At 70.9% G+C, this 12,946-nt stretch carries 5 protein-coding genes and 1 pseudogene; 5 read left to right on the top strand and 1 reads right to left on the bottom strand.

Going from position 1 to position 12,946, the window contains the following annotated elements:
* Positions 1–7: 7 nt before the first annotated feature.
* Both G7043_RS26620 and G7043_RS26615 read left to right on the top strand, forming a co-directional pair.
* Positions 8–6,397 (top strand): annotated as a pseudogene (locus tag G7043_RS26620) (thioester reductase domain-containing protein); the annotation flags it as partial.
* 201 nt (positions 6,398–6,598) lie between these two features.
* On the top strand, positions 6,599–7,033 hold the full coding sequence (locus tag G7043_RS26615; protein ID WP_166049985.1) for a YybH family protein: 435 nt from the start codon (positions 6,599–6,601) through the stop codon (positions 7,031–7,033).
* Here the strand turns inward: G7043_RS26615 and G7043_RS26610 are convergent.
* Positions 6,973–7,995 (bottom strand): GlxA family transcriptional regulator, encoded by a 1,023-nt coding sequence (locus G7043_RS26610; protein WP_449279972.1) that lies wholly within the window; start codon positions 7,993–7,995, stop codon positions 6,973–6,975. The two genes, G7043_RS26615 and G7043_RS26610, sit on opposite strands and share 61 nt — an antisense overlap.
* A gap of 187 nt (positions 7,996–8,182) precedes the next feature.
* On the opposite strand from G7043_RS26610, the gene G7043_RS26605 reads away from it, so the two are divergent.
* The 3 genes from G7043_RS26605 (at position 8,183) to G7043_RS26595 (ending at position 12,909) form a co-directional block, all read left to right on the top strand.
* Positions 8,183–9,079 (top strand): NAD(P)-dependent oxidoreductase, encoded by an 897-nt coding sequence (locus G7043_RS26605; RefSeq protein ID WP_166049981.1) that lies wholly within the window; start codon positions 8,183–8,185, stop codon positions 9,077–9,079.
* A gap of 558 nt (positions 9,080–9,637) precedes the next feature.
* The gene (locus G7043_RS26600; RefSeq protein WP_207311739.1) at positions 9,638–11,149 is read left to right on the top strand and encodes a flavin monoamine oxidase family protein; all 1,512 of its coding nucleotides are present in this window, start codon (positions 9,638–9,640) and stop codon (positions 11,147–11,149) included.
* Positions 11,150–11,376: 227 nt separating this feature from the next.
* Complete coding sequence (locus G7043_RS26595; protein WP_313888080.1) at positions 11,377–12,909, top strand: flavin monoamine oxidase family protein; 1,533 nt, start codon at positions 11,377–11,379, stop codon at positions 12,907–12,909.
* The last annotated feature ends 37 nt before the right edge of the window (positions 12,910–12,946 follow it).

The raw sequence follows: 12,946 nt of genomic DNA, 5'->3' as shown, positions 1-12,946 counted from the left end.
GAAGAAGCTCGCCGAGTACCTGAAATGGGTCACGGCGGATTTGCAGAAGGCGCGACAGCGCATCACCGAGCTGGAGTCCGGGCGGCAGGAACCGGTCGCCATCGTGGGCATGGCCTGCCGCTACCCCGGCGGGATCGCCTCGGCGGACGACCTGTGGCAGTTCGTGCTCGACGGCCAGGACGCGATCTCCGAGTTCCCGACCGACCGCGGCTGGGACCTGGACCGGCTGTTCGACGAGGACCCGGAGACACCCGGCACGACCTACACCCGCTCGGGCGGGTTCCTCGACGACGCCACCGAGTTCGACGCGGAGTTCTTCGGGATCTCACCGCGCGAGGCGGTGTCGATGGATCCGCAGCAGCGGGTGGTGCTGGAGACCGCGTGGGAGGCCTTCGAGGCGGCCGGCATCGATCCGACCGCGCTCAAGGGCGCCGACGTCGGCGTGTTCGTCGGCGCGGGCGAGCAGACCTACCTGGGCCTGCGCGGACCGGCCGAGTTGGAGGGCTACCTGCTCACCGGGAAGCTCACCAGCGTGGTGTCCGGCCGGGTCGCGTACTCGTTCGGGTTCGAGGGACCCGCGGTCACCGTCGACACCGCGTGCTCGTCGTCGCTGGTCGCCCTGCACGTCGCCGCGCAGTCCGTGCGCTCCGGCGAGTCGAGCCTGGCGCTCGCGGGCGGTGTGACGATCAACGCCACGCCCGGCGGGTTCGTGGACTTCTCCCGCCAGCGCGGTCTCGCCCCCGACGGCCGGTGCAAGTCCTTCGCCGCGGCGGCCGACGGCACCATCTGGTCCGAGGGCGTCGGCCTGGTCCTGCTGGAGCGGCTGTCGGACGCCCAGCGCAACGGGCACCGGGTGCTCGCGGTGCTGCGCGGCTCCGCGGTCAACCAGGACGGCGCGTCCAACGGGCTCGCCGCCCCCAACGGTCCGTCGCAGGAACGGGTCATCCGCAGGGCGCTGGCCGAGGCGCGGCTGAGCCCGGCCGACGTCGACGTGGTGGAGGCGCACGGCACCGGGACCAGGCTGGGCGACCCGATCGAGGCGCAGGCGTTGCTCGCCACCTACGGCGCCGCGCACGACGCGGACCGGCCGCTGTGGCTGGGGTCGTTCAAGTCCAACATCGGCCACGCGGTGGCGGCGTCCGGCGTCGGCGGCGTCATCAAGGCGGTGCAGGCGATCCGGCACGGAGTGCTGCCCAGGACGCTGCACGTCGACGAGCCCACGCCGTTGGTCGACTGGGACCGCGGCGGCGTCGAGCTGCTCACCGAGCAGCGGCCGTGGCCGGAGACGGGCAGGCCGCGCCGGGCGGGGGTGTCGTCCTTCGGTGTCAGCGGCACCAACGCGCACGTGATCCTGGAGCAGGCGCCGGACGCCGGTGTCCAGACCGAGCCGGAGACGCCGCTGCCGGTCGTGCCGTGGCCGCTGTCGGCGAAGACCCCGCGGGCGACCAGGGCCCAGGCCCAGCGGCTGCTGTCGTTCGTCGAGCGGAACCCGGAGCTGTCCGCCGAGCGGATCGCGCGGTCGCTGGCCACGACCCGCGCCGCGCTGGACCACCGCGCGGTCGTGGTGGGCGTCGACCGCGAGGGCCTGCTGACCGGGCTGCGCGCGCTGGCCAGGGACGAGGAGACCGTCCCGGTCGTGGCCGCGGGCCGGGGCGGGCTCGGGCTCCTGTTCACCGGCCAGGGGTCGCAGCGCGTCGGCATGGGCCTGGAGCTGCGCGCGGCGTTCCCGGTGTTCGCCGAGGCGTTCGACGCGGTGTGCGCCGCGGTGGACCCGCACCTGGACCGCCCGCTGCGGCAGGTGATCGCCGAGGGCGACCGGCTCGGCGAGACCGGCTACGCCCAGCCGGCGCTGTTCGCCTTCGAGGTGGCGCTCGCGCGGCTGGTGATGTCGTGGGGCATGCGGCCGGACGTGCTGGTCGGCCACTCCATCGGCGAGCTGGCCGCCGCACACCTGGCCGGTGTGCTGTCGTTGCCCGACGCGGCCGCCGTGGTCGCCGCACGGGGCAGGCTGATGCAGCGACTGCCGGCCGGCGGGGTCATGGTCGCGCTGCGGGCCACCCCGGCCGAGGTCGCGCCGCTGCTGGAGGGCTACGAGAACCGCGTCGGCATCGCCGCGGTCAACGGGCCGTCGGCCGTGGTGATCTCCGGCGACGAGGACGTGGTCACCGGCATCGCCGCCGCCGTGGCGTCCTGGGGCCGCTCGACCAAGCGGCTCGCCGTCAGCCACGCCTTCCACTCGCCCCTGATGGAGCCGATGCTGGCCGAGTTCGGCGAGGTCGTGCGCGCGGTCACCTTCAACGCGCCGACCATCCCGATCATCTCCACGGTCACCGGCGAGGTCGCGGACGCGGACCTGCTGCGCTCACCCGAGTACTGGATCGACCAGGTGCGCAGGCCGGTGCGCTTCCTCGACGCCGCGCGCCGTCTCGCCGGCCAGGGCGTCACGGCGACGCTGGAGGTCGGCCCAGGAGCCGCGCTGACCGCGCTGGTCGGCGACGGCGGGGACGACATCACGGCGGTCGCGAGCACCCGGACCGGGAGTTACGAGCCGCTCGAGCTCCTCGAAGCGGTGAGCAGGCTGTGGGCGGCGGGGGTCGCGGTCGACTGGGCCGCCTACCTGGCCCCGTCCGGCGCGGTGGCGGGCCCGTTGCCCAGCTACGCCTTCCAGCGCCAGCGCTACTGGCTGGAGGCCGCCGCGATGCAGGGCGACGACCCGGCAGGGCCGGTGTCGGACCACCCGCTGCTGATGGCCCCGGTGGAGGTCGCCGGTCGGGACGAGGTGCTGTTCCCCGGCGCGGTGTCGACGTCCATCGCGCCGTGGCTGGGTGAGCACCGCCTGTTCGGCGGCCAGGTCGTCCCGTCCTCGGTGCTGCTGGAGATGGCGGTGCGGGCCGGAGACGAGGTCGGCTGCCCGCACGTCGACGAGCTGGTGGTGAGCGAGCAGGTGGTGCTGCCGGAACGCGCCAGGCTGCGCGTGCAGCTCACCGTGGACGCCCCGGACGGCGACGGCAGGCGACGGATCAGCGTGCACACCGGTGCGGACGAAGACCGTCCCGTGTGGACACTGGCTGCCCGTGGGGTGCTCAGCCCCCGCTTGACGGCCCCGGCGGACCTGAGCGAGTGGCCGCCGCGCGACGCCGAGCCGCTGGACGTCGACCTGCTGTTGCAGCACCGCGCCGAGGCGGGATTCGCGCTCGGTCCGGCCTTCTCGGGCCTGACGGCGGTGTGGCGGCGCGACGGCGAGCTGTTCGCGGAGGTGCGGCTGCCCTCCGGCACCTCGGCGGACGGGTTCGGTGTGCACCCCGCGTTGCTCGACGTCGCGCTGCACCCCGCCGCGCTGCTCACCGGGCATCCCGGCGTCGTCGTGGAGTGGCGCGGGGTGACCGTGCACGTGGTGGGCGCCACCGCGGCCAGGGTGCGGATCACCCCGGCCGAGGACGGCACGGTGTCGGTACTGCTGGCCGACGCGTCGGGTGCACCGCTGGCCCACGCGGCGGGCGTGCTCACCCGGCGCGCGAGCGAGGACGAGATCGGCGCCGCGCTGGCCCGTCCGGGCGACGCGCTGTTCCGCGTGGCGTGGACCCCGGTCATCCCGGCCGGGTTGCCCGGTCCGGCCGGACTGGCCGTGGTGGAGACCGACGGCGGCAGCCTGCCGTGGCCGCTGCGGTTCGCCGGGATCGACGAGGCGCTGTCCGCCGCCGGGACGTTCACCGCCCTGGTCGCGCCGATGCTGTCGGCCGCGGACCACCACGCGGCGGGCACGGTCGCCGATCGGGCGCAGGCCGCCGTCCTGCGGGCGCTGGACCTGGTGCGCGCCTGGAACGACGACCAGCGCTCCGCGAACGCCCCGCTGGTCCTGCTGACCCGGCGCGCGATCGACGCCGACGACACGCCGGTCGACCTGGCCGCGGCCGGGGTCTGGGGCCTGCTGCGCTCCGCCCAGTCGGAGATGCCCGGCCGGTTCCGGTTGATCGACATCGACGACGACCCGGCGTCGCTGTCGGCGCTGCCCGCGGCGATCGCCACGGGGGAGGCGCAACTGGCCGTGCGCGCGGGCTCGGTGGCCGCGCCGAGGCTGGCCCGGCTCGCACCGGGGCGCGCGCCGTCACCGTGGCGACCGGGCGGCACGGTCCTGATCACCGGTGGCACCGGCGCGCTGGGCGCGTTGTTCGCCCGGCACCTCGTCCGCGCGCACGGCGTCACCGATCTGCTGCTGCTCAGCCGGAGCGGCCCGGCCGCACCGGGCGCGGGGGAGCTGGCCGACGAGCTGGCCGCCCTCGGTGCGCGGGTGACGATCACCGCGTGCGACGCCGCCGACCGGGACGCACTCGCCCTCGTGCTGGCTTCCGTGCCCGCCGCGCACCCGCTCACCGGTGTCGTGCACACGGCCGGTGTCCTGAACGACGGCATGATCGACTCCTTGGACGCCGACCACGTGGCCGGGGTGCTGCGGCCCAAGGTGCACGCGGCGTGGAACCTGCACGAGCTGACCAAGGACGCGGACCTGTCGGCGTTCGTGCTGTTCTCCTCGGTGGCCGGTGTCATCGGGGGTTCGGGCCAGGGCGCCTACGCCGCCGCGAACACCTTCCTCGACGCGCTGGCCGCGCACCGGGCGGGTGCCGGGCTCGCGGCGACCTCGCTGGTGTGGGGCCTGTGGGCGCACGCGGGCGGCATGGGCGGCAACCTCAGCGACGCCGACCTCAAGCGCATCGCCCGCACCGGGCTGTTGCCGATCACCCCCGACGACGGCCTCGGCCTGTTCGACGCCGCACTGCGGGCCGGGCGTCCGGCACCGGTGGTGACGCCGCTGGACATGCGTGCGCTGGCCGCCCGGCCCACGGCGGTGCCGCTGCTCTTCACCGCCCTGGCCAGGGTCACCTCCCGCCGGGCCACGCGGGGCGCCGACGAAGCCGAGCTGCTGCAAAGCCGGCTCGCTGGGCAGTCCGAGCAGCGACAGCGGGAGATCGTGGGCGAGCTGGTCCGCGCCGAGGTCGCGTCGGTCCTCGGCCACACCGACGCCTCCGCGATGCGGGACGACCAGCTCTTCGCCGACCTCGGCTTCGACTCGCTGATCTCGGTGGAACTGCGCAACCGCCTCGCCACGCACATCGGCATGCGACTGCCCGCCTCGCTGGTGTTCGAGCACCCGACGCCCTCCGCGCTCACCGAGTTCATCCGCACCACCGCGGGCGCGGCGGTCACCGGTGACGGCGACGTCGTCACCGGCGTGGACTTCGCGAACGAGGTGGTGCTCGACGACGACGTGGTCGCCGCCGACACCGTGGTCGCCGTCGCCACCGATCCCGGCGAGGTGCTGCTGACCGGCGCCACCGGGTTCCTCGGAGCGTTCCTGCTGCGCGACATCGTCCGCCGCACCGACGCGGTCGTGCACTGCCTGGTGCGCGGCGCCGACCAGGCCGACGCGGAGCGCAGGCTGCGGGAGAACCTGGAGTGGTACGAGGTGGCGGGCGAGATCGACCCCGCCAGGGTCGTCGTCCACGTCGGCGACCTCACCTCCCACCGGCTCGGCCTGGACGAGCAGGTGTTCGACGACCTCGCCCGCCGGGTCGACGTCGTCTTCCACGCCGGGGCGACGGTGAGCTGGGTACGCCCGTACACGGACCTGAAGTCCTCGAACGTGACCGGCACCGTCGAGGTGCTGAGGCTCGCCGCGCGCCACCGCACGGTCCCGGTGCACTACGTGTCGACCACGGGCGTGTTCGCCGCGTCGGAGGACAACGAGCCGGTGGGGATCACCGACACGACCGGTCCCGCGCACTTGCTGCGCAACGGTTATCTCCAGAGCAAGTGGGTGGCGGAGGGTGTGCTCGGCATCGCCCGCGCCCGCGGCATCCCGGTGTCGGTCTACCGGGTCGACGTGGTGTGCGGCGACCGCGACAGCGGCGCGTGCCAGACCAAGGACTTCGTCTGGCTCAGCCTCAAGGGCCTGCTGCAGGCGGGCGTGGTCCCGGACCGGCTGACCGGGCGGGTGCACCTCGTCCCGGTGGACTACGTCAGCGGGGCGATCACCACGCTGGCCGCCCGCGAGTCCTCCGTGAACGGCACGTTCCACCTGTTCAACGAGCAGTCGCAGTCGTTCGGCGATCTCGTCGACCACCTGCGGGCGTTCGGGTACGACCTGCCCGAGACCGACTGGGACGCCTGGGGGGCGAGGATCGGCGCCGACCGGGAGAACGCGGTCACGCCGCTGTTCGACTCGTTCGAGGAGCTCAACTCCGTGGGCGCGGGGCCGACCTACCCGCCCATGGACGTCTCGGACACGGAGAAGGCGTTGGCGGGCAGCGGCATCGGGTGCCCGCCGATCGACCGGGAGCTGTTCGGCAGGTACGTGGACTTCTTCGTCCGCAAGGGCTACTTCCCCGCCCCTGGGAAGTGACCCCGATGGCCGGCTCGGGAAAAAAGCCACCGGCCATATCTCGATGTGGTGTCAAACGGGTAATCGCCGCTGCTCCGAGCGGGATTCGGCGGCGATTACCCGACTGCGGCCGACCGGTGTCCGACCGGCGGTAGCGTTCATCTCGGCGTTGCCCGACATCGCTGAGAACATTCGACAAACAAGAACGGGAGTGGGCTCACCATGGCCTCCGAAAAACACCACCTGGCCACTGACGTCGACACGCACCAGGAAATGTTCAACATTGCGTTCAACGCGGGCGACGTGGATGCGGTCAACGCCTTGTACACCGATGACGCCGTCGGCATGTGGGAGCCCGGGAAGCCGGTCCAGGGCCAGGCGCGCAGGGACTACGTCGAGAACTTCATCAAGACCCGCAACGCGACCGTAGAGGCGACCGTGCTCAACCAGATGGTCAACGGCGACACCGCCATGGTGGTGGTGGAGTGGGAGATGGACACCACCCGGGACGGCAAGCCGGAGAAGCTCAGCGGTCTCGCGGTCGACGTGCTGCAGCGCAGCGAGGACGGCGGCTGGCGTTACGTGATCGACAACGCCTACGCCGGCAACGGTCCCTGGCCGGCGGAGAGCTCGTTCCCCGTGCCTCCGAAGCCCTGACGGGGTGAGGGCGCCGACCACCGCGTCAGGGAGCCGGCGCCCACCGAGTGCCGGTAGTCGGTGGGCGTGACGCCCACGTGCGCGGTGAAGTGTCTGCGCAGGTTCGTCGCGGTGCCCAGGCCGCTGGCCTCGCTGACCCGCTCGATCGGCAGGTCGGTGGTCTCCAGCAGGCTCTGGGCGCGCGACAGACGTTGGTTGAGCAGCCACTTCAGCGGGGTGAGCCCGGTGGTCGCCTGGAACTTGCGGAAGAACGTGCGGGCGCTCATGCCCGCCCGCCTGGCCATCACGTCCACGGTGAGCGGCTGGTCGAGGTTGCCCGCGGCCCAGTCCATCGTCATCGCCAGGGTGTCGTCGTCGCCCTCGGGTACGGACAGGTCGACGAACTGCGCCTGTCCGCCCGGGCGGTGGCCCGCCACGACCATCCGGCGGGCCAGCTGACCGGCCACGTAGGCGCCCAGGTCCCGGCGAACCAGGTGCAGGCACAGGTCCAGGCCCGCGCTCATGCCCGCACTGGTGAGGACGTCGCCGTCGTCGACGTAGAGCACGGCGTCCTCGACCTCGATCCGCGGGTAGCGCTTGGCGAGGTCGGCGGTGTGCATCCAGTGCGTGGTGGCCTTGCGGCCGTCGAGCAGGCCCGCCTCGGCGAGGGCGAACGCCCCGGTGCACAGCGACACCATTCGCGCGCCCGCGCCGGCCGCTTCGCGCAGCGCCTCCATGAAGTCCGGCGACAACGGGGCGCGGCCCCTGAGCACGTCGTCCGGAACCGACGCGACCACAACGGTGTCGGCGACGATCAGATCGTCGAGCCCGTGCTCGGTGCGCACCGAGAAACCACGCGCCGGCGGTTCGTTTTCCGACACCGCGCACAGTTTCACGTCATACCAGGGATCGGCCAGGTCCGGTTGCGGATCACCGAACACCACGTTCGCGATAGCGGTCTCGTATACCTCGCACACCTGCATGTCGGTGCCGCTGACAACAGCGATCGCGACCACACCCGTCCCCATGATCGCGAGTGTACGGCAGGAATGGTTCGAAGAAGGTCAGCTTTGCCGCTGGTCCGGTCGCCTGGCCGGTGAAACCGTTAAAGCACACCAACAACCACGCCGCGTCACCCGAACTGACGCGGACCGAACAGGAGTGAATGTGATGTCCAACCCCAATGCCGCTCAGGCACCGGTCACTGTCGTCGGTCTGGGCCTGATGGGTCAGGCATTGGCCGCCGCGTTCCTCGGGAACGGGCACCCGACCACGGTGTGGAACCGTTCGGCCGCCAAGGCCGACGAGCTCGTCGCCAAGGGCGCGGTCCTGGCGCCGTCGGTGAAGGACGCCGTCGAGGCGAGCCCGCTGGTCGTCATCTGCGTCTCTGACTACGACGCGGTGCACGAACTGCTCGACCCGGTGGTGGGCTCGCTGCAGGGCCGCACGCTGGTCAACATGACCAGCGCCAGCTCGTCGCAGGCCCGCGGCACGTCGAAGTGGGCGGTGGAGAACAAGGTCGGCGCGTACATCGACAGCGCGATCATGGCCATTCCGCCGGATGTCGCCACCGACGCTGCCATTCTGCTGTACAGCGGTCCGAAGTCGGCCTTCGACGAGCACGAGCAGACCCTCAAGGCGGTCGCCCCGGCGGGGACCAAGTACCTGGGTGAGGACCACGGTCTCGCCGCTCTCCACGACGTCGCGTTGCTCACCATGATGTGGGGCATCGAGAACAGCTTCCTGCACGGTGTCGCGCTGCTGGGCACCGCGGGCGTGAAGGCCACCGAGTACCTGCCGCTGGCCAAGGCGCTCGGCGAGATGTCGCTCGGCTTCATCGAGGCCTACGCCGCGCAGATCGACTCGGGCGACTGGCCCGCCGAGGACTCCACCATCGACACGCACGTCGACGCGATGGACCACCTGCTCGACGAGAGCAAGGAGCTGGGCGTCAACACCGAGTGGCCGGCGCTCATCACGGCGTTGGGCAAGCGCGCGATCGCCGAGGGCCACGGGCCCGCCAGCTACGCCGCGATGGTCGAGGTGTTCCGCAAGCCTTCGGCCTGAGCCTTTTCCTGCGGCGCCCAGCGCCGTGCGCCGCAGGGACGCGCTTTATAGCAGCGGTCGACCCTTATGTGCCTCCGAAAAGGAGGACAAAGGGTCGACCGCTATTCGGCGTTGCCGGAACGTCGGCATTCACCACTTGCCCGGCACATCACCCGCAAGTGGATTAACAGGGGTTCGGCGCTCACCGCTCAGTGGTGTTTTCAATGCGCCAATGGTGAAGATAACGTTTCGATCACGGCCGAGCTGAGGCCGCTGACGAATTCGCTCCGTGCGCTAGCCTGGCCGCAGTCACTCGAATGCGAGACGACACACTGGGGTTGTCGCTCTCGCAGTCACTCAAAGTAATGACGTTGCCGATGGGTGCTCGGGTATCGCCCTGCGCTCATCGCAAACAAGCGTCGGCCCACAGCTCAACGTCGAGCGAGTCGTGGCCATATCACGCGCTGTGTCCGATCGATTACGTCTAACTATCGCACGTATAGCGATCGTGCGTCCATAGTCGTCGACCGGTCATTTGCTATTTCCGTTACCAGTTCGCAGGATAGGAAACGAGGGGTAATGACCCACGAGATGGAATCCGGTCAGCCAGGGGGGCGGGGTCTGCCTCGGCGCAGTCTGTTCAAGGCGGGGGTGGCGCTCGCCGGGGCGGCGGTGGCGACCACGTCGGCGACCGCGGTGGCCGAGGACACTCAGGATCCGGACCTGGGGCGGGACTTCGACGTGATCGTCGTGGGCGCCGGGATGGCGGGCGTCACCGCCACGCGTGAGCTGCGTGCGAAGGGCAAGCGCGTGCTGTTGCTCGAGGCGCGCAACCGGGTTGGCGGCCGGACCTGGACGGACACCTGGAACGGCCACATGATCGAGCGTGGTGGCACATGGGTCGACCGGTTGCAGCCGCACGTGTGGCGTGAACTCAACCGCTACGAGTTGCCGATCATGGCCGATGCCGGGCCGACCAGGGCGTTCATGCCCACCATCGGCGGGTTCGGCGAGTACGACCCGTCGGTGGCCTACGTCCGGCAGAAAGAGCTCTTCACCAGGTTCTTCGACCGGTCGACCGAGATCTTCCCGGAACCCTTCAACCCGCTCAAGCGCCGCGACCTGGTCGCCCAGTTCGACGGGTTCTCGTTGCGCGACAGGCTCAACCAGATGGCCCTGCGGCCGGAGGACGAGATCCTGCTGACCAGCTGGACCTCGCTGTACGGCGGAACCAGCGAGCGCGGCGCCCTGACCCTCATCCAGCAGTGGTGGGCACTGTCCGGTGGCACGTTCGAGGGTTTCCACGGCGTCAACACCTACCGTCCGGCCAAGGGCACGGTGTCGATCCTGAACGCGATGCTGGCCGAGGCCAAGCCGGTGCTCAAGCTCAACTCGCCGGTGAAGTCCGTGGTGCAGAACGCGAACAAGGTGACCGTGACCACCCGCGCGGGCGAGGCGTTCACCGCGCCAGAGGTGATCATGGCCACGCCGGTGAACGTCTGGCGCACGATCTCGTTCAGCCCGGCGCTGCCCGCCGCCCACCAGGAGGCGACGACGACCGGGGTCGGCGTGCCGCACGAGAAGAAGCTGTGGATCGACCTGTCCAACCCCACGGACAGGTTCGTGGCGGAGGCGCCGGAGGGCCTGGGCTACCCGATCTGCTTCATGGGCCGGTTCAACGACAACCAGCCGGTGGTCGCCTTCAGCGTCGACAGCACCTTCGACACCACCGACGGGAACGCGGTGGAGCGGGCCGTGCAGAAGGTGATCCCGGGCGCCAAGATGCGCGACTACACCGCGGCCAACTGGCACGTGGACCCGTTCTCCCTGGGCGCCGGCGCGTACCGCCAGCCGAACCAGCTCATCAGGTTGCACGCAAAACTTCAGCAGCCGCACGGCCGGGTCAAATTCGCGGGCGCCGACATCGCCAACGGGTGGAACGGTTACATCGACGGCGCGATCGAAGACGGTTTGCGGGTCGCGGGCTCGCCGACCCTGTCCGGCCCGGCGGCCGCGGCGGCCAGTGCCGAAGAACGGATTGTCGTGCCGGCGGTGAACCGCGAGTTGTACCGCGGACTCGGCATTCGCTGACCGCGCGTGCCGGGACCGCCGATCTCGGCATGGTCTCGGCGCGGTCTACGCGGGGAATGGCGGCGGCCGGAATGCCGGTCACCGCTGTCCACGTTTCCGCTTCGACAATCCCGGTGTCCGATCGATTACGTCCGACCATCGCAGGTGCTGCGGTCGTGCGTCCACAGTCCGGCGCCCGTTCATCTGCTATTTCCGTTACCAGTTCGCAGGATAGGAAACGAGGGACAGTGACCCACGAGATGGAATCCGGTCAGCCCGAGGGTCGGGGTCTGCCGCGGCGCAGTCTGTTCAAGGCGGGTGTGGCGGGTGGTCTCGCGCTCGCCGGGGCCGCGGCGGCGAGCACGTCGGCGACCGCGGTCACCGAAGCCGCCGAGGACGCCCAGGATCCGAACCTGCGGCGGGACTTCGACGTGATCGTCGTGGGCGCCGGCCTGGCCGGCGTCACCGCTACCCGTGAACTGCGCGCCAAGGGCAAGCGTGTGCTGTTGCTCGAGGCGCGCGACCGGGTCGGCGGCCGGACCTGGACGGACACCTGGAACGGCCACATGATCGAGCGTGGTGGCACATGGGTCGACCGGTTACAGCCACACGTGTGGCGTGAACTCAACCGCTACGAGCTGCCGATCATGGCCGACGTCGGGCCGGCCAGAGCCTTCATGCCCACCCTCACCGGGTTCCAGGAGCTCGACCCGTCGGTGGCCTACGTCCGGCAGAACGCGCTGTTCACCAAGTTCTTCGAGGACTCGACCAGGATCTATCCGGAGCCCTTCAACCCGCTCAAGCGCCGCGACCTGGTCGCCCGCTTCGACGGGTTCTCGATGCGGGACCGGCTCGACCAGATGGCCCTGCGGCCGGAGGACGAGATCCTGCTGACCAGCTGGACCTCGCTGTACGGCGGGACCAGCAAGCGTGGCGCGCTGACCCACATCCAGCAGTGGTGGGCACTGTCCGGTGGCACGTTCGAGGCCTTCCACGGCGTCAACACCTACCGCCCGGCACGGGGCACGGTGTCGATCCTGAACGCGATGCTCGCCGAGTCCAAGCCGGTCCTCAAGCTCAACTCGCCGGTCAAGTCCGTGGTGCAGAACGCGAACAAGGTGACCGTGACGACGCGCGCGGGCGAGGCGTTCACGGCGCCGGAAGTGATCATGGCCGTGCCGGTGAACGTCTGGCGCACGATCTCGTTCAGCCCGGCGCTGCCCGCCGCCCACCGGGAGGCGACGAACGTCGGGATGGGCGTCACGGAGGAGCGGAAGCTGTGGATCGACCTGGCCAACCCCAAGGACAGGTTCGTGGCCGAGTCGCCCGAGGGCAGGGGTGACCCGTTCTGCTTCATGGGCCGGTTCAACGACGGCGATCCGGTGGTCGCCTTCACCGTCGACACCACCTTCGACGAAACCGACGGGAACGAGGTGGAGCGGGCCATCCGGAAGATCATCCCCGGTGCCGAGGTGCGCGACTACGTCGTGACCAACTTCCCCAAGGACCCGTTCGCCCTGGGCACCGGCGGCTACCGCCAGCCGAACCAGCTCATCAGGTTGCACGCGAAGCTCCAGCAGCCGCACGGCCGGATCAAGTTCGCCGGCAGCGACATCGCCAACGGGTGGAACGGCTACATCGACGGCGCGATCGAGGACGGTTTGCGGGTCGCGGGCTCGCCGACCCTGTCCGGCCCGGCGGCAGCCGCGGCCAGTGCCGAGGAACGAATCGTCGTGCCGATGGTGAACCGCGAGCTGTACCGCGGACTCGGCAGGCGGTAACCGCGCGCGTGCCTGAGACCATTCCGTTCTAGGAATT

Origin of the sequence: Lentzea alba (genome assembly GCF_011067745.1) — a bacterium.
In the GTDB taxonomy this organism is placed as follows: Bacteria; Actinomycetota; Actinomycetes; order Mycobacteriales; family Pseudonocardiaceae; genus Lentzea; species Lentzea alba.
This window is presented reverse-complemented; position numbering and strand designations above follow the sequence as displayed.

Excerpts from the sequence above, each read along its gene's own strand:
- G7043_RS26615 (WP_166049985.1), top strand. The coding sequence starts at position 6,599 with ATGGCCTCCGAAAAACACCACCTGGCCACTGACGTCGACACGCACCAG.
- G7043_RS26610 (WP_449279972.1), bottom strand. The coding sequence starts at position 7,995 with ATGCAGGTGTGCGAGGTATACGAGACCGCTATCGCGAACGTGGTGTTC.
- G7043_RS26605 (WP_166049981.1), top strand. The coding sequence starts at position 8,183 with ATGTCCAACCCCAATGCCGCTCAGGCACCGGTCACTGTCGTCGGTCTG.
- G7043_RS26600 (WP_207311739.1), top strand. The coding sequence starts at position 9,638 with ATGACCCACGAGATGGAATCCGGTCAGCCAGGGGGGCGGGGTCTGCCT.